This is a genomic window from Arthrobacter sp. NPDC058097 (genome assembly GCF_042884885.1).
In the GTDB taxonomy this organism is placed as follows: Bacteria; Actinomycetota; Actinomycetes; order Actinomycetales; family Micrococcaceae; genus Arthrobacter.
This window is the reverse complement of record NZ_JBHVSZ010000020.1, coordinates 1-20517: the sequence shown is the minus strand read 5'-3', so window position 1 is coordinate 20517 and position 20517 is coordinate 1. Positions and strand designations below refer to the sequence as shown.

General features: G+C 68.1%; 18 protein-coding genes and 1 pseudogene. 9 read left to right on the top strand and 10 right to left on the bottom strand.

What is annotated here, in order from left to right; genetic code table 11:
* Nucleotides 1-79: 79 nt before the first annotated feature.
* Nucleotides 80-970, top strand: a complete 891-nt coding sequence (locus ACFVTE_RS23395; RefSeq protein WP_387104893.1) for a glycosyltransferase family 2 protein — start codon at nucleotides 80-82, stop codon at nucleotides 968-970.
* A gap of 34 nt (nucleotides 971-1004) precedes the next feature.
* On the top strand, nucleotides 1005-1388 hold the full coding sequence (locus tag ACFVTE_RS23390; protein ID WP_387104891.1) for an RNA-binding S4 domain-containing protein: 384 nt from the start codon (nucleotides 1005-1007) through the stop codon (nucleotides 1386-1388).
* A gap of 5 nt (nucleotides 1389-1393) precedes the next feature.
* Here ACFVTE_RS23390 and ACFVTE_RS23385 read toward each other — a convergent pair whose 3' ends face one another.
* Genes ACFVTE_RS23385 through ACFVTE_RS23375 form a run of 3 tightly spaced genes read right to left on the bottom strand, consistent with a single transcriptional unit; the run spans nucleotide 1394 to nucleotide 4406 of the window.
* A complete protein-coding gene (locus ACFVTE_RS23385; protein WP_387104889.1) occupies nucleotides 1394-2047 on the bottom strand; it encodes a dihydrofolate reductase family protein in 654 nt (217 codons plus the stop codon).
* Nucleotides 2044-3768: a DUF4389 domain-containing protein gene (locus ACFVTE_RS23380; protein ID WP_387104887.1), complete on the bottom strand. Its 1725-nt coding sequence runs from the start codon at nucleotides 3766-3768 to the stop codon at nucleotides 2044-2046. Before ACFVTE_RS23380 ends, ACFVTE_RS23385 begins: the two co-directional genes overlap by 4 nt.
* The gene (locus ACFVTE_RS23375) at nucleotides 3765-4406 is read right to left on the bottom strand and encodes a hypothetical protein (RefSeq protein WP_387104885.1); all 642 of its coding nucleotides are present in this window, start codon (nucleotides 4404-4406) and stop codon (nucleotides 3765-3767) included. The genes ACFVTE_RS23380 and ACFVTE_RS23375 overlap by 4 nt, the downstream gene beginning before the upstream one ends.
* A gap of 265 nt (nucleotides 4407-4671) precedes the next feature.
* Here ACFVTE_RS23375 and ACFVTE_RS23370 point away from each other — a divergent pair, with 265 nt between their 5' ends.
* The 3 genes from ACFVTE_RS23370 to ACFVTE_RS23360 all read left to right on the top strand — a co-directional run bounded on the left by ACFVTE_RS23370 (nucleotide 4672) and on the right by ACFVTE_RS23360 (nucleotide 7979).
* Complete coding sequence (locus ACFVTE_RS23370) at nucleotides 4672-6216, top strand: amidohydrolase (protein ID WP_387104883.1); 1545 nt, start codon at nucleotides 4672-4674, stop codon at nucleotides 6214-6216.
* A 107-nt stretch (nucleotides 6217-6323) separates the two neighbouring features.
* Nucleotides 6324-6941 carry a uracil-DNA glycosylase gene (locus ACFVTE_RS23365; RefSeq protein WP_387104881.1) on the top strand — a complete coding sequence of 206 codons (618 nt, stop codon included), beginning with the start codon at nucleotides 6324-6326 and terminating at the stop codon, nucleotides 6939-6941.
* A gap of 12 nt (nucleotides 6942-6953) precedes the next feature.
* Nucleotides 6954-7979: a hypothetical protein gene (locus ACFVTE_RS23360; RefSeq protein ID WP_387104878.1), complete on the top strand. Its 1026-nt coding sequence runs from the start codon at nucleotides 6954-6956 to the stop codon at nucleotides 7977-7979.
* Here the strand turns inward: ACFVTE_RS23360 and ACFVTE_RS23355 are convergent.
* The 7 genes from ACFVTE_RS23355 to ACFVTE_RS23325 all read right to left on the bottom strand — a co-directional run bounded on the left by ACFVTE_RS23355 (nucleotide 7939) and on the right by ACFVTE_RS23325 (nucleotide 16693).
* The gene (locus tag ACFVTE_RS23355) at nucleotides 7939-9213 is read right to left on the bottom strand and encodes a type II toxin-antitoxin system HipA family toxin (RefSeq protein ID WP_387104876.1); all 1275 of its coding nucleotides are present in this window, start codon (nucleotides 9211-9213) and stop codon (nucleotides 7939-7941) included. The genes ACFVTE_RS23360 and ACFVTE_RS23355 overlap by 41 nt on opposite strands.
* A complete protein-coding gene (locus ACFVTE_RS23350; protein WP_387104873.1) occupies nucleotides 9210-9500 on the bottom strand; it encodes a type II toxin-antitoxin system Y4mF family antitoxin in 291 nt (96 codons plus the stop codon). The genes ACFVTE_RS23355 and ACFVTE_RS23350 overlap by 4 nt, the downstream gene beginning before the upstream one ends.
* 129 nt (nucleotides 9501-9629) lie before the next feature.
* Nucleotides 9630-11267 carry a hypothetical protein gene (locus ACFVTE_RS23345; protein ID WP_387104872.1) on the bottom strand — a complete coding sequence of 546 codons (1638 nt, stop codon included), beginning with the start codon at nucleotides 11265-11267 and terminating at the stop codon, nucleotides 9630-9632.
* Nucleotides 11264-12547 carry a polysaccharide biosynthesis protein gene (locus ACFVTE_RS23340; protein ID WP_387104871.1) on the bottom strand — a complete coding sequence of 428 codons (1284 nt, stop codon included), beginning with the start codon at nucleotides 12545-12547 and terminating at the stop codon, nucleotides 11264-11266. Before ACFVTE_RS23340 ends, ACFVTE_RS23345 begins: the two co-directional genes overlap by 4 nt.
* Nucleotides 12544-13356, bottom strand: coding sequence for a glycosyltransferase family 2 protein (locus ACFVTE_RS23335; protein ID WP_387104869.1), 813 nt, complete (start codon nucleotides 13354-13356; stop codon nucleotides 12544-12546). Before ACFVTE_RS23335 ends, ACFVTE_RS23340 begins: the two co-directional genes overlap by 4 nt.
* Before the next feature lie 10 nt (nucleotides 13357-13366).
* The gene (locus tag ACFVTE_RS23330) at nucleotides 13367-14458 is read right to left on the bottom strand and encodes a hypothetical protein (RefSeq protein ID WP_387104868.1); all 1092 of its coding nucleotides are present in this window, start codon (nucleotides 14456-14458) and stop codon (nucleotides 13367-13369) included.
* A gap of 75 nt (nucleotides 14459-14533) precedes the next feature.
* Nucleotides 14534-16693 (bottom strand): Ig-like domain-containing protein, encoded by a 2160-nt coding sequence (locus ACFVTE_RS23325; protein ID WP_387104867.1) that lies wholly within the window; start codon nucleotides 16691-16693, stop codon nucleotides 14534-14536.
* 287 nt (nucleotides 16694-16980) lie between these two features.
* Between ACFVTE_RS23325 and ACFVTE_RS23320 the strand changes: the two genes are divergently transcribed.
* The 4 genes and pseudogenes from ACFVTE_RS23320 to ACFVTE_RS23305 form a co-directional block, all read left to right on the top strand.
* Nucleotides 16981-17709, top strand: a complete 729-nt coding sequence (locus tag ACFVTE_RS23320) for a FadR/GntR family transcriptional regulator (RefSeq protein ID WP_387104866.1) — start codon at nucleotides 16981-16983, stop codon at nucleotides 17707-17709.
* Between the two features lie 73 nt (nucleotides 17710-17782).
* Nucleotides 17783-18841, top strand: a complete 1059-nt coding sequence (locus tag ACFVTE_RS23315) for an asparaginase (RefSeq protein ID WP_387104864.1) — start codon at nucleotides 17783-17785, stop codon at nucleotides 18839-18841.
* Between the two features lie 12 nt (nucleotides 18842-18853).
* On the top strand, nucleotides 18854-20284 hold the full coding sequence (locus ACFVTE_RS23310; protein WP_387104863.1) for an aspartate ammonia-lyase: 1431 nt from the start codon (nucleotides 18854-18856) through the stop codon (nucleotides 20282-20284).
* Nucleotides 20285-20329: 45 nt separating this feature from the next.
* Nucleotides 20330-20517, top strand: a pseudogene (locus ACFVTE_RS23305) (L-asparagine permease); the annotation flags it as partial.

Below are 20517 nucleotides of genomic sequence, written 5' to 3'. Positions count from 1 at the left end.
GACGCGTTTAGCGACCGGGAACCCGGGGTACCTGAACCAGTGCACCGAACGGCCGTATCGTCTCGGAAGGGCGAAGATCATGACTCGCCATACATCTGCCAACTGGGCTTCAGGCCAACCAATCGAGGACGCCGCGCTGGACGTCCTCATCCCCACCTGTAACCGTCCGGCCGAACTTGCCGTCACGCTTGCGGGGCTCGCAGCCCAGGACAGCCCTGCCTTTCGACTTGTGATCAGTGACCAGTCGGACGGGCCGCCGGCATGGGAGCAACCGCCGGCTGCCAGCCTGCTCCGGGTCCTCGGTGCACAGGGCACGGCCGTCGAGCTGCACCGCCACCTCCCCCGCCGGGGCCTTGCCGAACACCGCCACTTTGCGTTCGAACAGGCGCGGGCGGAGAAAGTGCTGTTCCTCGATGACGACATCTGGCTGGAGCCGGGTGCCCTGGCACGGATGAGTCATGCCCTCGACACCCTGGGCTGCGGCTTTGTGGGCATGGCCCCTCAGGGCCTTTCCTTTTTGAATGACCGCCGCCCCGAGCAGACAGGCACCTTTGCTCCCTGGCGGGGACCCGTAACCCCGGAGCGCATCCGTCCGGGGGAGGAGGGTTTTGAGCGCTGGCCGTTACACAGCGCCGCAAACCTGAGCCATCTGAGCGCAGAGCTGGGGCTCAAATCCGGACAGTGGATACCGTACAAGGTGGCCTGGCTGGGCGGGTGCACCATGTTCCGACGCCAGGCGCTGGAAGACGTCGGCGGCTTCCAATTCTGGACCCAGCTGCCGCTCGAACACAGCGGCGAGGACGTGGTGGCCCAGTGGAGGGTGATGGAAAAATTTGGTGGCGCCGGCATCCTGCCTACAGGTGCCGTACATCTGGAATCCCCCACCACGGTCACAGACCGCCGTGTGGAGGCTTTCGAGATCGTACTGGCGGACGGCCCTGCGGCAAATTCCGCATCCGCCGACGTCTAGCTCCACAGCCGCCCGGCTATACTCGGCTGCAACCATGAGCAGCCTTCCGTCAGCCCCCAGCACCGTCCGCGTCGACGCCTGGCTGTGGGCCATCCGCGCCTACAAAACACGGTCAGCCGCCACCGCCGCCTGCCGCGCCGGGCATGTCCGCATCAACGGGAACCCGGCCAAGGCCTCGCAGTCACTGGTGCCCGGCGACACCGTGCGCGTCCGCCAGCCCGGCTACGAGCGGATCCTTGAAGTGCGCGGGCTCATCGCCAAGCGCGTGGGTGCGGAGGCAGCGTCGCACTGTTTCACCGACCACACGCCTCCCCGGCCCGCGGCCCCGGCACTCGGGCTGCCGCAGCGGGACCGCGGAACCGGCCGGCCCACCAAAAAGGACCGCCGCGAAATGGAGCGCCTGCGCGGGCAGGCCTGACGGCTTCAGTCCTTGACCTGCTCGCGGCCTTCCACCACCTCGAACTCCCCCACCTCCAGGTCAGCGGCACCGAAGGCGGCCGGCAGCAGGGTCAGGTGGACAGCCCCTGAGGAGGTCGCCTTGCTGCCCGCCAGGGTGAAGGCCGACGGCGTGACGCCGGGTTCGAAAAGCCGCTTGCCCTGGCCGAGGACCACCGGGAAGATGATCAGCCGGTACTCGTCCAGCAGGCCGGCGTCGTGCAGGGCACGGACCAGCCGGTGGCTGCCGTGGACCTGGAGTTCCCGGCCCGGGCCCGATTTGAGGTCGTCCACGGCCTCCAGGAAATTCGCCGGGAGGATGGTGGTGTTGTGCCAGGTGGCCCCGGTAAGCGTTGACGACACCACGTACTTGGGCAGGCTGTTGAGCGCCTTGGCCACCGCGTCGTCGGGGTCCGTGACCTGTTCCCAGTAGGGCTGGAACATCTGGTAGGTGGTGCGGCCCAGGAGGATGGCGTCGGCTTCGGCGAACCACCCGTTCACGATTCTGCCCATGTCCTCGTCAAAGAGCGGCACCACCCAGCCGCCGAACCCGAAGCCGCCGCTGGTGTCCTCGTCCCGCCCGCCCGGGCCCTGCATGACGCCGTCAAGGCTCACGAAGGTGTGAACGGTGAGTTTCATCATGGCCCTCTTGGTGGAATGGTTTGTGGACTGACGGCCGGAGCTTCGGCGGGATCGACGGGGCCCATGTCGAGCCGGAACGGCGGGTACTCGTCCCGCATCAGCGCAACGTAGGCTGTGACGCGGTAGACCCAGCGGTTGAGGCCGATGAGCAGGTCGAACAGGCTCCGGAGGTACCTGCCCGTGAACAGGAGGATGACGCCGGCGATGAAGGCCAGGAGCGTGAGCAGGGAAACCCCGCTGCCTGCCGTGTAGCCGCCGGCGCCCCCGGCAAAGTCGTCGTCGGAGGAAGCCACCCAGGTGCGGGAGGACCCCACGAGCACGCCCACAATCACCAGGTGCGGGATGGCGAGCAGCCAGGACTTCACCAGCACCAGGCCGCGCGACAGATGCTCCGGATAGTCCACCTCAAAGTCGGCCGGATAGTCGGTGCGCGCCAGGGTAAAAGGCGGATAGCGGTCAGTGCCGATCGCCGTGAAGGCGTAGAAGGACACCCGCCAGCTCCAGCGCAGCACGCCCACGTTGAAGTTGAACAGCGAGTGGGGGTAGCGGGCGGTGAACAGGATCGCGAACCACGCCACGATGCTGGTCACGATCAGTGCGAACCAGAGGAAGAACAGGACGATCAGGTGCGGGATGGCCAGGAACCATTTGACCAGCCACATCCACCGGGACAGCGCGGGGTCCACGTGTCCGGTCAGGCGGGCCGGGTACCGCGGGTTCTCAAATTGGTCGACGACGGCGGGCGGCGGCGGTGCGCCTGCCCCGCCGCCCGGGGCGGGATAGCCGGGCGCCGGATAGCCCGGGGCCGGGTAGCCGGCAGCCGGGTAAGCACCCGGAGAACCTGCGCTGCCGGGCGGGACGCCCGGACGCTCCCCGGGCACGGCAGAGCTGGCGACGGGACCGGCGGCGCCGGCAGCGGCGGGAGGTCCCGCCGTAGGGGTTTCCGTTGGTGGAGCATGACCTGCGAGCGGAGGACCGGGCGGATAGTGGCCGGGTTGGTACTGGCCCGGCGGGTAATGGGACGGGGGAACGTGCGGCGGCGGCCCGTGCCGCCCCAGGCCCATGGCACCCGCGACGATCAGCGGAACTCCGATGACCAGCAGCACGATCCCGGCAATAAGCAGCCACAGGAACAGCGGCCAAAGCAGATCGGAGCGGACGCCGGCCTGCAGATCCACGGACACCGGGGCAGTGGAATCGGCGTTCATCACCACCACGGTCCAGCTGCCGGGGACGATGTTCCATTTGAGTTCCGGCGTACCGGTGCCTTCGGCGGATGCGACCCAGAAGTTCTGGGCTCCGGGGCGGGCCGGGGTCCGGGTACCGGGCACTTCGATGTAGTCCACCCTGAAGGGCCGCAGATTCAGTTCCCGGATTTCCGAGCGCTTGACCCCGTCGAGATAGCGCGCCGCGTCCTGCTGCGGTGCGACGCCGATGAAAATCCCCTTGCCAGGGCTGGCTGCCGATCCGCGGAGCAGGACGCTGCCCGCCGCGTCCGACGGAATGACGTCCGGCAGCCTGCCGCTGACCATGACGTCCAACCCTGCAGACGTGATGGCGGAGGATGCTGCGTCGAACCTGTGCGACTGGGTGGTGAAGTAGCCTTCGTCGCGCTGCTGGAAGTTGAGCCAGCCCACCCCGGCTGCGCCCGCCAGCAGCCCCAGTCCGAGGAGGGCGGCGATTGTGCCGAGGACGAGCATCACCATGCGGCCAGGTTTCATGCCGGTTCCTTATCTCGAGCCCTGCGGCGGGCTGCCACCCGCGGTTCGGCATCGCCTGGCTGGGCGGTGCGTGGCTGGGCGGTGCGTGGCTGGGCGGTGCGTGGCTGGGCGGTGCGTGATTGGACTTCACCTGATCGGGCGGTGCGTGACTTGCCGCCGGGTTGTGCGCCGCTGCGTTCCTGGGTTTCCCGGGTTCTCGAGGTCTTGTCGCTGTGCTTGCCGTCAGGATGCTTGTGCTCAACGTGTTTATGGTCGGGGTGTTTATGGTCGGCGTGTTTGGGGTCACCGTGTTTGGGGTCACCGCGGCCGTGAGTGAAGGACGGGTGCTGGTGAATGCCAGGCCGGGGGTCCAGGATGCTCAGCCGGCAAGGCTTCTCGGACGTGCCCTCGCCACTGAGCTGGATGAGCTGGGCGGGATCATGCAGCGCGGTGATGGTGTCAATGGCGGCACGGGCCATCGACAGGTCCAGAATGATTTCCTTGCCTGGCAGCAGAGTCCTGGCGCGCCGCGCAACAACGTATAGCGCCCGGATGTTTGCCGGCGTCAGGGTTCCGCGGACCTCGATGCAGGCGCGCTCCATGTTCGCGTCAATGTGGACCACGACCTTGAGGCGGTGATGGCTGGCGGTGATGTCCACGCTCACGTCCCCCCGGGCAGCCGCTGCCCACGTCGACTCGGCCGGAACATATGACGGGACCGGATATTAATGTTCATGCGCCGAACGCCTCCCCGACTTCATCGTCGGAACCGTGTCACGTCCAGAATGCACCCTCCGGCCAGCGCTGGGAAGAGGCGTCCTGCGCATCCCGACGACAAGGACTGCCGGCGCGGACTGGCGGAAGGTGCGCCGGAACGGGGCGGGGCGGATTGGCGGTGGCCGATTACCTGCCTAGCCTGTTCCTATGCCTTCCAGCTGCCACTATCAAAGCCAGGACCATCCAGCAGCCCAAAATCCGGTCCCCGCGGACATGGTGCTGGCCGCCGTGCGGCTGCCCGGCGACACAGGCTCCTCCGACGTCCATATCCGCAACGGCCACGTCTACGCGATCACCCCCGCCGGGGAACGCCCCGAAGATTCCATGGCAGCGGACGCCCAGGTGCTGGATCTTGAGGGTCGTTTCGTCATTCCGGGCCTGTGGGACGAGCACGTCCACATGACGCAGTGGGCGCTGGCCGCCAACCGGATCGACCTGTCCGGCGCCGCTTCGGCGAGTGCCGCCGTCGAACTTGTCCGGAAGCGGATTGCGGCAGACCCCCGACCGGAACCGACCATGGCGGTGGTGGGCGCGGGGTTCCGGGACGCCGTGTGGAACGACGCCCCCAGCGCGGAAATGCTCGACGACGCCACCCGCGGGGTGCCCACGGCCCTGATCAGCCACGACCTGCACTGTGTCTGGATGAATTCAGCGGCCGCTCGGCGCTACGGAGTCGAGCTACCGGCAGACGGCCTGCTCCGCGAGGAGCCGGCGTTCGCCGTCACGCGCGAACTCGGAAAGCTCCCCGACGCCGTCGTGGACGGTTGGGTGAACACGGCCGGCCGGGAAGCCGCGGCCCGCGGCGTTGTGGGAGTGGTAGACCTTGAGATGACGTGGAACCGCGACGTCTGGCTGCGCCGGATCGCCGGCGGGTTCAACGTTCTGCGAGTGGACGCGGGTGTATATCCGGAGGACCTGGAGCGGGCGGCCGCGGAGGGGATGCGGACTGGGCAAACGGTCGACGGCGGGGCGGGACTTTTGCGGGTGGGCCCGCTGAAGGTGCTCATCGACGGCTCCCTCAACACGCGTACCGCGTTCTGCGTTGACCCCTATCCGCACGGCGGGCACGGCATCCTGACCGTGAGCGAGGCCGAGCTGGTTGCCCTGCTCGGCAGTGCACGGGAGAAGGGCTTTGTGCCGGCGGTCCACGCCATTGGAGACGGCGCCAATCAGGTGGCACTGGATGCTTTCGCCGAAGCCGGGACCGGCGGCCGGATCGAGCACGCCCAGTTCGTGCGGCAGGAGGACTTCGCCCGGTTCGGCGACCTTGGCCTGACGGCCAGTGTCCAGCCAGCCCACGCGCTCGACGACCGCGACGCCGCTGAGGCGAACTGGGCCGGCCGCACCGACCGCGCCTTCCCGCTGCGCTCACTGCTGGACGGCGGTGCACGGCTGGCACTGGGTTCCGATGCACCGGTGGCGCCGCTGGATCCCTGGCTGGCAATGTCCGCGGCGACGGCCCGGGGGCGGAACGACGGCCGCGGCCCATGGCACCCGGAGCAGGCCCTGACCCGGGAGGAGGCGCTGCTCGCCTCGACGCGGGGACGCGGCCGGATCCGGGCCGGGGATGTGGCGGATATCGCAGTGCTCGATGCGGATCCCCTGACCGCCCCCGATGCCGTGTTTGCCGGAATGCCCGTCGCCGCAACGCTCGTGGCGGGCCGGTTCACGTTCCGGGGCGCCGGGGTTTAGGAGTCCTGTTCGGTCGGCACAAACTCCCCCACACACCCTTACCGTCAAAAGCGTAGAGTGGCCTAAGACGCCTCATTCTTGGACGCCATGCAGCTAAGGGAGAAATCGTGACGATTGACTGGGACGAAAAGAAAGCCCTGCTACAGGAACCGAACATCGCAGCAGTGACGCAACTGTGCGATGAACTCATGGAGAAGAAGCCGGGATCGACCGTTCCTTATATCGACCCCGTCCATGACGAGGACGAATGCCGGATTGTCAGCCTCCAGGTCAGCCCGGGCAAGGGAACCGAGTCCGGCTTCGTATCGCATTTCAACGACGACGAGGCCGCCCGGCGCGCCACCCAGATCTACGAGCTCGCCGAACTGGACCCGCGCTACGTCATGCCGTGGAACGCCTACCCCTGGGTGCGCGACCCGGACATGCCCTCGGCCCTCAGCGTCCAGGAAAAGACGGACGGCCTGCGGCCCTTCCGGCAGTTCATGAAGATCAACAGGCGCGTCTCGGCCATCATCGCCCACGGGACCGACGCCGCCAGCTTCCTGACCCTTTTCGAGAAGACGTACCATTCCTCGCTTAAGAACAACGGCATCAAAATATATAAGGCCAGCGCGCTCGGCGGGCGGGCCTTTGCTGTTTCCGAGGCCAAGCAGGAAGAGCTCCTGACCAAGAGCGTGGAGGTCTACAAGGACGCCATGCAGCGCGCGGGCATCCAGCACCTTTAGGTTCCGGATTCCTTGCCCGGTAAGCGCGTGCTCGACTGGTTGCTCGATTCGGATCCCGCGATCCGGTGGCAGGTCCTGCGCGACCTGACGGAGGCTCCGGCCGAAGACGTGCGCTCCGAACGTGCCCGCGTAGCCACCGAGGGCTGGGGCGCGCGCCTGCTCGCCCTGCAGGGCGCCGACGGCCAGTGGGACGGCGGTACCTTCTTCCCGGTCCCGTATGACGGTTCGGAGCCGGGCCAGCCGTGGACTGCCACCGCCTACAGCCTGCTGCTCCTGCGCGATCTCGGGCTCGACCCCGGCAGCGAAGAAGCCCGCGCCTCGGTGGTGAAAGTCCGGGAGAACAGCCGCTGGGAGGAAGGCGGCCAGCGGTTCTTCGACGGTGAGGTGGAGCCCTGCATCAATGGCAAGGCCGTGGCCCTCGGAGCCTACTTCGGTGAGGACGTCGACGGGATCGTCCAGCGGCTCCTCGGAGAGCAGCTGGACGACGGCGGCTGGAACTGCGAGGCAGAGCGGGGGTCGGTGCGCTCGTCGTTCGCGACCACCATCAACGTGCTGGAAGGGCTGCTGGAACACGAGCGGGCCACCGGCGGCACTCCGGAGTCCGTTGCTGCGCGGAAGCGGGGCGAGGAGTATCTGCTGGAACGTGCGCTGCTCCGGCGCAAGAGCACTGGAGAGCTGGTGGACCCGGACTGGCTGCAGTTCTCCTATCCGACCCGCTGGTTTTATGACGCGCTCCGCGGCCTCGACTACTTCCGCGACGCGTACTTCCAGGACGCCTCCCTCCATGACACGTACTTTCCAGACGCGGGCGGACCGCCCGATACCCGCCTCGCCGAGGCCATCGGTCTGCTCCGCTCAAAACGGCAGCCCGACGGAACCTGGCTGCTCGAGAACACCCACCCCGGCCGCATCCACTTCGCCATGGAGGACGGCGATGGACACCCCAGCCGCTGGAACACGCTTCGCGCACTGCGCGTGCTGAACTGGTACGACGGTTTTACCCCTCCAGCAGCCGCCGGCGGTGCTTCAGCTCCTTGACCCATGCCCTGGTGACCATGTCCGGAAAAGGCGAGGCACCGCCGTCGTCCGCAGAAGCGGTGGCCGGTGAAACGACAGCCGTGGCCGCAAAGGCCGTCCCCGCTTCCAGGTCCGCGAGCAGCGGGCCCGCGGCCTTCAGCGCCAGATCCACCGCCTGTGCGGCGGTGCGCTCGGGCAGCCCGAGGCCTGTGGCCCAGGCCAGGAAGTGCTTGCGGGAGATGCCGCTGCGCTTTCCGCCGAGCGTGAGGGCGAGCGTCTTGTCCCCGTAGACCACTGTGGACGGGATGTCATAGACGGGCGCTATGGACCACTCCCCGTGCGGCTGCTGCACCATGGACACGTTCTTCGCGTGCAGGTCGCCGTTGCCGCTGAGCAGCGCGAAGGCCGCCTGGATCGCCAGGTTCCGCAGCGCCGGCAGCGGCGCCGCGCAATATTCGGCGAGCGCATGGCACACCGTCCCGAACCCCACGTTGTACTTGTCCGCCGGGTACAGCTTCAGCACCTGGGCACCGTCCTCGACGGCGAGGCGCTGCACTGTGTCCCGCTCACCCGCACTGCCTGGCCCACCTTCCAGCGGCACGCGGTCGAACCTCTCCACCAGCAGCCCCGGCCGGCCGGCGACATCGCGCATGAGCTGCACCCGGCTGAGCGGAATCCGCAGCTTCGCCGCATAGCGGAACATGATGAACTCGTTCTCCACCACGTGCGGAAATTCGGGGGCGTTGAGCTTGAGGATGAAGCGGCGCCCCGCGCTGGCGACGGGCATGGAAATCATCCCGGCGGACAGCTTGTCCTGCACTCCGGCGAGCGCCACCGGATCGATCAGGCCCGAGTCCCCCAGCAACTCGTCGAAGTCCACGGGCCTGCGCGGGTCCACCTCGACGGCGTGCTCCTCCGGGTCAAGCGGCTCCCCGTGGCCCACGATCTGCACATCGCCCACCGGATTGCCGCCCGCGGCGATGAGCAGCGAGAGGTCGTCGTCGGCGCTGGTCTTGATGGACCGGCGCAGCGCATTCAACCGCCGGCCCTCCGGGAGCAGCCCGGTAAAGTACGGCGGGGCCGCGCCTGCCCCGGAGAGCACCGGTTCCGCGGTGAGCGGCAGCGAACTCGCGACGGCGGGGCGGCCGCCCGCCAGGTAGGCGGGCAGGTAGCTGAACCTGGTGCCTCCGTCGTGCCGTTCCAGCCGGGCTGCCAGCACACCCCGCTTATAGATGTCAGCGACGCGGTGCCTCACGGGCGGCGCTCCGGCTCGGGTTCCTGGCCGGGGATGGCCGACGGCGGCTGGGTCACCAATGTCTGGGCAGCGTTCCGGGCCCGGATTCCAAGATTTAGCTCCAGGCCAAGCGTCTCCAGCACAGCCAGAAGGGTGTCCAGCCGGAGGGTCGGTTTTCCCTGCTCCACGAACCGGACCAAGCGTTCAGAGACCCCGGCCATGTCCGCGAGGTCCTGCTGGCTCAGCCGAAGGGCGTCACGGCGGGCGCGGACGGCCGCCGCAAGCTCCACTGCAAAATCTTGGGCCACATCCGCTCCCGTGCCGGTACGATCGTGCCGTTTTCGGTTCCATCCACATCGTACTCCCTCATTTTCCAGAATGAGCAGGATGGTATCGGAACGCTCGTACCGGTTTCGGTGTGCTTGCGCCGTTACGGCTCAGGCACCGGCCGAACCCCAGTACCGCAGGCCGCCGCTCGTGGTGCCGTCGCAGCCGACCTCGACCATTGCGTAGGGAAACGTCCCTCGGTCCGACTGGTCAGGTCCCTGACCGCGGACGTCCGAACTCCATGTTCCGGTGTTAACGTACCGGGTGGGGCACACCCCGAGCGCCGACTCGAGGGCCCGGTGGGTGTGGCCCGATACGTACCAGGCCACGCCGGCGCCATGCGACTCGAGGGTCCTCGCGACCCGGCCTGCTGCAGCAGGAGTCCTCTCGCCGGCGGCTCTGCGCCCTGCGGCCGCGAGAACCATGCGGGTCGCGGCGACTGGAAGCGCCGACAACGTCCGGAACCTGGACAGGCACGCCAGGTCCCGGACGGCCGCCCAATCGAGCGCGAGCCGAAGTGACTCGGCCTGCAACAGCTGTTCGTACGCGAGTGTCCGGACGCGGCGTTCCGCCCGCTCGGACGCCAGGCAGGCCCGGACAACGGCCCCGGCACGGCTGAGTCGCGATCTCGACGGGTCGGCGTTCCAGGCGGCGAGCGGTGGCAGGTCCAGCCCATCGGTGCCGCTGTCCGCCGCGCGGAGCAGTTCGGGCATCCGGTGCAGCGCGTGGTGCTGGTGCCCGTGCTCCGCCACGAGGACTCCGGGCACGTGCAGGAACCACGGGTACACCCGGACCCGGTCCGGCTCGACGGGTGACAGCAGAGCGGACAGGCGGGCGGCAACGGAGGGCCGGGCCAGTTCCACGTCGTGGTTGCCGCACACGAAGTGCAGCTGCACACCGCGCACCGCACACGCCTCCAGCGCAGAGAACGCCTCCGGGTGGCGGGCGAGGATTGCCTCGAGCCGGGCGAGGCTCTCGTCCTCGGTGAACCCGACCAGCTCGAACGTGTCACCGACGAAGGCGACATGCTGCTGCGGGCCGGGGGCTGCGAGCACCTCGCGGCGCAGGAAATCGGACAGCGCCCTGCCGGGGCGCCGGGGGTCGTCGTCGGACATGCCCAGGTGGACGTCGCTGAGGAGCCACCAGCGCGCCGCCTGGCCTGTGCTCGCGCTGGCAGTCCCGGTGTTCGTGGAAGGAAGAGGGGCAAGCACAGCGTCCACAGGACCGCCGGGGCTTAGCAGCCCCACATTCAGCAGAGAGACCGGCGGCACGTGGGCTACCCGGTGCCTGGCCGGGCGCATCGAGCCGTGAGCGCGATGAGGGGTGAAGAGTCCAGGCCAGTTGAGGTACGCGCCGATGTTTGGCTCGACTGACTGGGTACGCGCAAACGTGTCAGCAACGCCGAGCTGACGGAACGCGGCCTCACCTGGCGGCACGTCCGTTACGAAGGCTGCAGCCCCGAAGAGCACGACCACGAGCACGACGGCTGCCCACATCATTAGCCTGCGGCGCGCCGGGCCGGCGGCATCCGCCTCGAGCGCCACGAGGAATGCGATGTTCAAAATGAGGACGCCCGCGCAGAACGAATAGGGCAGCATGGCGAAGGGCCCCAGCCCGCTGTTCACGGGCACCGAGGACGCAGCCCCCGCGGCGAGCGCCAGGCAAACGACGCCCGCCAGCGTGCCCCACACGTCAAGGGTCTTCCAGCGCCCCTCGGTGCTGCCGGTCGCACATGGAATGCCGGTCATCGTGCGTCCTGGGTGACGCGCCGGAGGATGGTGACCAGCCTGAAGCCGGCCGCCGCGGCCCCGATGGAGAGCACTACGAGCCACGCAAGGGCCATGGCGCTGGCGCCCCTGTCAGCAGCCGACAGTGCTGCGGCGCAGAGGGCGACTCCGAGCGTCACACCCATCACGATCGCCTCCGCGTAGCGACCGCGGGCCCGGCATGCGGCGTTGTAGGCCTGCAGCACCGCGTAGGGCACCAGTCCGGCCGCCAACCACCGCAGAGCACCGGCGGACGAGTCGGCGTACCGTTCCCCCAACAGGCTGAGCAGCGGGTGGGCGAGGAGGACGAGTATGGCGGCGGCCAGGCCTCCCAGGGCGATCGACCAACGGAGACTCGCCCAGGTGGTCGACACGAGGCGGTCCGCGTCGCGGACACCCTCGGAGAACTGGACGATGCCCATCAGCACCGGGGCGGTGTAGGCGGCCCAGGCCATCATCCATGCGGGATACCAGTAGGCTGCGGCCTCCGGCGCCACCATGTGCGCGAGCAGGAGGGGCAGCACCAGCCCGGGGGCGCGCTCGGTGAGAGTAAGGAGCTGGTGCGGAATGCCCAGCGCCAGCAGCGGACCGCCGCGCGCCCGTCGCAAGGACGGCCGCGGCCGGTAGCCGACCAGTCGTCGCAGCTGGACCGCACCAACGACACACGCTACGGTCGTCCCGAGAGTCCAGCAGGCCATCAGTACGTCGGCGGGCGCGCCGTGCGCGCGCCAGGCCACAAGCGCTGCAGCCCCGAGTGCGACCCCGCCGCCCAGCGCGTACCTCAGGGTCGCGCTGGCACCGCGCCCCAACGCCACGAGCGCCTGGTCCAGCACGATGACCAGGGTGCCGGTGACGGCAGCCACGAGGAACGTGGCCCAGAAAAGAACAGATGCCGAGGCCGTGTCCGGCGCTATGGCCGACTGAAGCACGAGGTAGCCGAGGGCCAGGCCGGTGCCGGCGACCCCAACGATGCCAAACGCCGCGTCCAGCACCCGCGCGGGCGGCTCCCCCCGCCCCACCGAGACGATCACGGCCGAGCCGGCCCCCAGTACCGCGAGCTGCGTGCAGATCATGACCGCCGAGACCGCGGCCGTGGTGAGCCCGACCTCACGGTCGGACGTCGCGCGCGCGGCCACAATCCAGAAGGCGAAACCCGCGCCCGTCTGCGCAGCCTTGGCTACGACGAGTCCGAGCGAGCTGCGCAGGGCGGAGTGCCGGACGGCCGGGGCGTCCGGGACGGCTGTCCCCCGCTTGGCCTTCACGACGTGAGACCCCTTGCCACGCCCACGTAGTTCCACCAGCAGAAGGCTGCGTAATATCGCACCCACCGGGGCTGGCCTGAAGCCAGGCTCAAGGCGCTGCCCCGGAGTGCCGCGGCGGCAGGCAGCAGCGCCAGCCTCGCACCGCGCCAGCCATGCTTGCGGATCATCCGTCCCAGTCCCGTTCCGTCCATGAGGAACTGGTCGAGCGCAAAGTCGAAGTCGTCTGCGGCGAAACGGTGTTCGACCAGGACCCGGCGTGACACCGCCGTTCGCAGCCCGGAGTCCCGCATCCGCCAGCGCAGCTCGATGTCCTCACCGGACTTGAAAGAGTCGTCGAAGCCCACGCCCAGCATCAGGTCCCGGTCGACGATGGTCGCCACGAGCCCGAACCAGTGGCGGCTGCGACCGGTGCGATGGTGATTTGCCAGCGCCTGCCCCCAGAAGCCCGGTCCAGCGACACTCTCCAGGCCGGCCTGGAGGGCGTCGTAGCCGCCCTCCACCAGCTCTGTGAGCAGGTCGGCGACCCCCGTGGGCCCGAACACGACGTCGGCGTCGACGAGCAGGACCCAACGGGTGTTGCTGCTCCGCACGCCGAGCGTCCGGGCCCATGGCAGGCCGCGTCCGTCGTCACTGACCACGCGGGCACCTGCCGCGAGGGCGATGGGGACGGTGCGGTCGGTGGAGCATCCGTCCACCACAATGATCTCGGCGACACCGGGCTGACGCAGGGCCTCCAGACAGCGCGGGAGCAGGTGCTCCGCGTTGCGGGCCGGAACGACCGCGGTGACCTCAGCAGGGCTGCGACCCACGGTGTCCCCCTCAGGCCAGCTCGTCGAGGACCGACGGCAGCAACTGCTCGAGATACCGGACGATGTCGTCCGACGCCTCGTCCGCCGTGTATGCGGAGGGCACCTGGAGCAGGTGGCAGGGCCGTCCGTCCAGTGCCTTGCTCAGCACGAGTCCCTTCGCCGCGAAGTGCTCGCGCCACGGGACGACGGTCGTGGCCGCCAAGCCGGTCACGACCCGCTGCGAGAAACCCGCCATCTCGATGTGGAAGTTTCCGAGCATGCGGTCGACCATCCACTCGCTCGTCCGCTCGACGAGCCTGGTCCGGGTTCCCTCGAAGCGCTCGACGTAGACGGCGGCCGCGAGCGGGGCCGAGGTGGTCAGCTCCCGCCCGGGGAACGCCGTCCCGGGCTCGACCATGCGGTGCTCCGGCGACCATCGCCGGGAGAAGTCCGCGAGGCGCGGATAACGGATCACGTAGGGGTGCACCACCGTGGTGAGACGGCCGACGCTCCCCGAGAGCCGCGAGGGGACGAGGGGTTTCCGGACACCCTCGAACAGGTGCGGGTAGATGGTGCGGTGGTGCGGCTTGATGAACATCGGCTTCGCGTAGCCCAGGAGCGTGGCGTCCTCGGCAAGAAAGGCCCAGTCGTCGCCCATGAACGACCACCCTTCGCGCCGCATCAGCTTGGCGACGGTGCTCGTCTTACCGGTCCCGCCGGCGGCGGGAAGCGCGATCGCGTGACCCCGGTATGCCATCGTTGCCGCGTGGATCATGGCAGCTCCCCGGCCCACCATGGCGGCGTCGAGAACAGGAACCACGGAGGTCAACAGCTCACCCGGCCCATGAATGCGCCACTGCTCTCCGTCCCTCACGACCTGGACCCGGTCGTCTTGGAACCGCACGCTGTTGTCCGTGTACGCGAGCTCGTGCTCGACCAAACCCGCATCCGGCATCGGCTCCGGCCTGTCGTTGACGACGATGTCGGCCGGTTGCTCGGTGTCGCTGGCGAAACACGCCAACATGCTCCGGAGCTGGGCCGCCGCCGGCGCATTTGCGTCGACGCGGATCGTGACGCGGCGGTGTATGTCGAAATGCAGTGCCTTGCTTTGCGAGGTGCGCATGATCGTCCCCTGTCTCATGGTGTCGGTGAAGGTGTTGCTGGTGTGTACGGCGCCGACCAGGTCGACGGTGTCCGCCTACTGGCTCATCGTGAGCACCAGCTTGGGTGCGCCGGTGCTGCCGCCCTCCCTGGAGTTCAGGTCTAAGCCGTCTGCGCTGCTGGAGTCCACTCCCAGCGAGAGCTGTTGGCCAAGCTCACCGGCCAGGCCGCTGACAGTCAGGGAAATGCTGTAGGTGGTGTTGGTCGCTGTCGGGCCGAGCGTGCCGATGGCGGTGGCGCCGAGAGCCGGACGGGTGCTGTAGGTGATGCCGCCCTCGGTCCAGCTGTCACTGGCGACCAGCTTGACGGCCTGCCTTCCCGTCGACGCATTCCCGGCGCTGCGCAGCTGCAGCGTGGCGCTCTGCAGCGTTCTGCCCGCATATGCCGACAGGTCGAACTTCAAGTACGTGGTCTCCACCGGGCTGTTGTCCGCGACCAGCGTGGTACCCGCGCCGAAGTTCGTCCCCGTGGCCCCGCTCGATACATAGCTGTCAGCGGTGGCCGTAAGTGTAACGGTCTCCGACGTGCCGCCGCCCGCGGCGGCAGTGGTGAAGGTCCAGGTCCTGTCCGTCGCCAACGCGTTACCGGCAAGATCCTTCACCCCGCCCGAGCCGCCTCTGATCGTCGCCGTGTACGTCCTGCCCGCCGCCAGGGACGCACCCGGATCCAGCGTCGCAACCCTGTTCGTGCTGCTGTACGTCACAGCGGCCGGGACCGTCGTCGCTCCATCCCGCAACGTGAATGTGCCCGACGTGACCGTCGATGCGTTCATCGCTTCCGAGAAAGATCCCGTCACATTCGCCGTCACCGCTGCACCAGTCGCACCGGCAACCGGGGACGTACCCGTCACCGTCGGGGCCGTCGTGTCGCTACCGCCGCCGCTTGGGTCGTAAAAGTGCCAGTACCGGCTCGTGGCGTTCACATCGGCGAGCAGGAGGAGCCCGCTGTTGGCTGTGCCCCGCGCAGCGCTGTTGAGGTTCTGCTTCGTCGACGTCACATTGTGGACGTACTGGTCGGCATCCACGATGCGGGCCGTCTTCGCTGTGCTGAAGCTGATGTCGCTCAGGGGCGCGGACTTCTCGTAAATCGCACCACCCGAGCTGGTGCAGACGCCGGCGTTCGTCGTGCCGCTCGGCTTCGGATAGGTGGCAAAGGTGCGCAGCCTCTGCGCGCTCTCATCGATCATGACGACCACTCGGTTCGGGCACTCCGCCACAGTGGCGATCGTGTGCGCCGACCATGCCGTGCCATTGAATGCCAACAGCTGGATCAGCGGCTGGGACGCCGAGGTGAATGACGACTTGATCGCGGCGAAAACCTGACCGCTCGAGGAGTCCAGCCACTTCAGGTTCATATGGTCATCACCGCTGCGCTGCCCCGATACGGCCGCGAGAGGAGTGGTCCAGGTTGTGCTCGAGGCCCCATCGACGTGGGAGCTCCAGTACATGCCGTCGGTGGCGTCGCCGACCTGCCGGCTCCACATCAGCCCCATCTTGCCGGGTCCGAACGCGATCAGAGCTGAATTGTCGTCCACAGACACAGTGCCCAACGACGAAGGATGCGCGAAGGGCGTCCCCCACGTTGCGCCATCCGTGCCAGTGACGTTCAGAAAGATCCGGTTCCCCTGCTGCCAAGTGGCCCACACCCGACCAGTCGAATCCTTGTCGATGGACATGGTCTCAACTTTGTTGTTGTGGATCCTTGTGGAACTCAGCTGCGAGTAAGTCTTCGTGCTTGAGTTGTAGCTATAGCGCCGCATCATGGACGGGAAGTTCGCTTCAGCAGGCAGACCGTCATTTACGAACCGGTAGCTCGCCACAAACAACGTCGACCCGTCCCACAGCACGTCATGATGAGTGCTCGACTGCGTCTCCGTCGCCACACCCGTGTTGACCCACGAGCTCGTAGCCGAATTGAACCGGAAAATATGAAAATCCTGGCTTGCGGTATCCCACAGATTCCCCCACCAGAGCCCGTCGTTGAACCACAGCGCGTTCGTCTGCCGCTTCGTGCCCGTCGGCGTCCCCGTCCCCGAATGCGACAGACCCTCAACGCCGACATCACCAACAGCAGCCGACGCCGTGACCGGCACCACCAGAACACCCGTCGCAAGCAGCAGCGCTGCCAGCAGTACATGGAGCCACGGATTCCGGGGTTTGCTCCGAGCTTGAACGTCGGCATGCACAGGGATGGTCACTAGCCTCACCACTCAATGAAGTTGTTTGCCTATGCCAATCCCGAGCAACCTTCCCGGCCGGATACGAGAAGTTCGAAGCGCCTGCTGCTGCGTTACTGGCAACTTGCCTGCACTCCCCCTCGCAACATATTCAACTGGACAACTTGTAAAAAGCTTGGGAGGGGCCGCCCTCACCCCCTCTTTTGTTGGCTTGGGCCCGCGAAAGCCTTCCGCGCGAAAACGGCCGAGGCTGGGAGCGAGTGCACTCCGGTTGACACCTGCCTGTGACCCGTGCCATATTCTTAATCGTGAACCTGTCAGACAGCCGGACAGCCGGACAGCTCGGTGACCAACAGAGCGGCGCAAGCACCTCGCCGCTGGCGCGCCTGAGCGCGGCCGAAGCTGTATTCAACGCTATCCGGGGTGATATTCAAAGCGGGGCCCTTGCCGTCGGCGCCAAGCTCAGCTCGGAAGCCGCCCTGGCTTCGCAGTACGGCGTCAGCCGCTCCGTCATCCGGGAGGCCCTGCGCTCCTGCACCGCACTGGGCCTGACGGTGACCAAGACCGGCCGCGGCACGTTCGTCGTCGCCGACCAGGTGGCCAACGACCTCGTCCTGGGCCAGTTCTCCGCCCGGGACCTCACCGAGGCCCGCCCGCATATTGAAGTCCCCGCCGCCGGGCTGGCCGCCGAGCGCCGTACCCCCGAGGACCTGGAAATCCTCCGCGGCATGATGGCCTCCATGGCCGCGGAAACCGATCCCGAAGCCTGGGTCGCCCTGGATTCCAGCTTCCATGCAGCCATCGCCCGCGCCAGCGGCAACAAGGTGTTCGAAAGCGTGGTGGCTGACATCCGGGACGCCCTTGCCCACCAGTCCGAAACGCTCAACATGGTGGCCGACCGCCAGCACGCCTCCGATGTCGAACACCGCCTCATCCTCGACGCCATCGAAGCCCGCTCCGCAGCGGACGCCAGCGCGGCCATGGGCGAACACCTGCGCGCCGTCGGGGAAGCCCTCGACTCCATCCTCAACACGTAGCGGACCGGTATCCGGTCACCCGGAACCAACCAGCCGCACCCAACTCAAGTCAACACGCAACCCAGAGGACACCATGCCTTCCCCCGCCATGCCGGCAAGCCATTACCCTTCCGCGCCACCCGCCGCAGCGATCCTGCCGCGCCACGAGCCCCTCGCCTTCCAGACCCGTGACGGCCTGGTGGAAAGCGTCCACTACGGCTCCCTGATCGCCACCGCTCCCGGCGGCCGCACCCTGCTCTCCGCCGGCGAACCCCAGGCCACGTTCTACCCCCGGTCCTCCCTCAAGCCGCTGCAGTCCGTGGCCATGGTCCGCGCCGGGCTGGACCTGCCCGCCGACCTCCTGGCCCTCACCGCCGCGAGCCACTCCGGCGCAGCCCGGCACCTCGAGGGCGCCGTCCGCATCCTGGAACTGCACGGACTCACGCCCGCGGCCCTCGAAAACAGCTCCGACCTTCCCTACGGCGTCCCCGAGCGCGAGGAATACCTGCGCGACGGCGGCCGTCCCACGCAGCTGGCCCAGAACTGCTCCGGCAAGCACGCCGCCATGGCCGCCACCTGTGTCATCAACGGCTGGCCGGTGCAGGGCTACCTGGACCCGTCCCACCCGCTGCAGAAGCTCGTGGCCGAGACCGTCACCGACCTGACCGGCGAAGAACCCTCCGGCATCAGCACCGACGGCTGCGGCACCCCGCTGTTCGCCCTCACCCTTGCCGGCATGGCACGCACCTTCGGCCGCCTCGCCTCGGCCGAACTGGCCGACGGTGCGTCCGCCCCCGAAAGCCCGGAAGCCGCCGTCGCACATTCCATGCGCCGCCACCCGGACATGGTGGCCGGCGAGGGCCGCGATGTCACGGACCTCATGCGGCTCCTGCCCGGCGCCCTCGCGAAGGACGGCTTCGAAGGCATCCAGCTGGTTGGGCTGCCGGACGGACGCGCCGTCGCCGTCAAGATTTCCGACGGCGGTGACCGGGCCAGGATGCCCGTCACCGTCCGCGCGCTGGAAGTTCTCGGCGTCGACACCTCCGTCCTTGCCGGCATCGCCACCGGTGCGGTCCTTGGCGGAGGCCGCCAAGTGGGCCTGCTGCAGGCCGCAGACTTTTCCACCCTGTCCCCGACCGACGACGTTCTTTAAGGACTGCACCACATGACCGAAACCCAAACCCTGCCGGACGCCCAAACGCTGGCTGTCCGGTCCGAGCATGATCTGCTTGGCGACCGCGACATCCCCGCCGGCGCCTACTGGGGAGTCCATACGCTCCGCGCCGTGGAAAACTTCCCCATCACCGGCCAGCCGCTCTCCAGCAACATGCACCTGGTCCGCGGCCTCGCCGCCGTGAAGCTCGCGGCGGCCCGCACCAACCTGGAACTCGGCCTGCTGGACGCCGAACGCGCCGACGCCATCGAACAGGCCTGCGCCGACGTGATGAACGGCGAACTCAGCGAGCAGTTCGTCGTCGACGTGATCCAGGGCGGCGCCGGAACGTCGTCGAACATGAACGCGAACGAGGTCATCGCCAACCGGGCCCTGGAAATCCTCGGCCACCCCAAGGGCGACTACGCCCGGCTGCACCCCAACGACCACGTGAATCTCAGCCAGTCCACCAACGACGTCTACCCCACAGCGGTGAAGCTCGGCACCATCTTCGCCGCCCGTGAACTGCTCTCTGCACTGGCGGAACTTGAAGAGGCGTTCGCGGCGAAGGCACTGGAGTTCCGCACCGTGGTGAAGATGGGCCGCACCCAGCTCCAGGACGCCGTTCCCATGACCCTGGGCCAGGAGTTCGGCACCTACGCCGTCACCATCGGCGAGGACCGGCAGCGGCTGGCCGAGGCGGACCTGCTCATCCACGAGATCAACCTCGGCGCCACCGCGATCGGCACCGGCCTGAACGCCCCCGCCGGCTACGCCGAGGCCGCCTGCCGGCACCTGGCCGAGATCACCGGGCTGCCCCTGGTCACCGCCGTCGACCTCATCGAGGCCACCCAGGACGTGGGCGCCTTCGTCCACCTGTCCGGCGTGCTCAAGCGGGTGGCCGTCAAGCTGTCCAAGATCTGCAACGACCTCCGCCTGCTCTCCTCCGGACCGCGTGCCGGCCTCGGCGAGATCAACCTTCCCGCCGTCCAGTCCGGATCCTCCATCATGCCCGGCAAGATCAACCCGGTGATCCCGGAAGTGGTCAGCCAGGTGGCCTACGAGGTCATCGGCAACGACGTCACCATCACCATGGCCGCCGAAGCCGGGCAGCTCCAGCTCAACGCCTTCGAACCGGTCATCGTGCACAGCCTGCACAAGAGCATCTCGCACCTCGAAGCGGCCTGCCGCACCCTCACGGCCCGCTGCGTCCGCGGCATCACCGCCAACACCGAACGGCTGCGCCTCACCGTGGAGCAGTCCATCGGCCTGGTCACCGCCCTCAACCCGCACCTCGGCTACGCCACCGCCACTGCAATCGCACAGGAAGCCCTGGCCACCGGCCGCGGCGTGGCGGAACTGGTCCTGGAACACGGCCTGCTCACCGAAACCCAGCTGCAGGAGCTCCTCAGCCCCGAGCGCCTGGCCAACCTCAGCAAGTAACGTCCTATCTCCGTCCGACCCCAACCGGAAACCAAAGGATCCCCGATGTCCAACTCCCCACAGGGCACCGCCTCGAACGCGGCGGTCACCGACCATACGGTCCCGGCCCAGGCGCATGCCACCGAAAACCTTCTCCACGCCGAGGACAAGGGCTACCACAAGAGCCTGAAGCCGCGGCAGATCCAGATGATCGCCATCGGCGGCGCGATCGGCACCGGGCTGTTCCTCGGCGC

What these genes read in the sequence shown, in the direction of transcription:
- ACFVTE_RS23395 (WP_387104893.1), top strand. Translation starts at nt 80, where the DNA reads ATGACTCGCCATACATCTGCCAACTGGGCTTCAGGCCAACCAATCGAG.
- ACFVTE_RS23390 (WP_387104891.1), top strand. Translation starts at nt 1,005, where the DNA reads ATGAGCAGCCTTCCGTCAGCCCCCAGCACCGTCCGCGTCGACGCCTGG.
- ACFVTE_RS23385 (WP_387104889.1), bottom strand. Translation starts at nt 2,047, where the DNA reads ATGATGAAACTCACCGTTCACACCTTCGTGAGCCTTGACGGCGTCATG.
- ACFVTE_RS23380 (WP_387104887.1), bottom strand. Translation starts at nt 3,768, where the DNA reads ATGAAACCTGGCCGCATGGTGATGCTCGTCCTCGGCACAATCGCCGCC.
- ACFVTE_RS23370 (WP_387104883.1), top strand. Translation starts at nt 4,672, where the DNA reads ATGCCTTCCAGCTGCCACTATCAAAGCCAGGACCATCCAGCAGCCCAA.
- ACFVTE_RS23345 (WP_387104872.1), bottom strand. Translation starts at nt 11,267, where the DNA reads ATGACCGGCATTCCATGTGCGACCGGCAGCACCGAGGGGCGCTGGAAG.
- ACFVTE_RS23330 (WP_387104868.1), bottom strand. Translation starts at nt 14,458, where the DNA reads ATGCGCACCTCGCAAAGCAAGGCACTGCATTTCGACATACACCGCCGC.
- ACFVTE_RS23315 (WP_387104864.1), top strand. Translation starts at nt 17,783, where the DNA reads ATGCCTTCCCCCGCCATGCCGGCAAGCCATTACCCTTCCGCGCCACCC.
- ACFVTE_RS23310 (WP_387104863.1), top strand. Translation starts at nt 18,854, where the DNA reads ATGACCGAAACCCAAACCCTGCCGGACGCCCAAACGCTGGCTGTCCGG.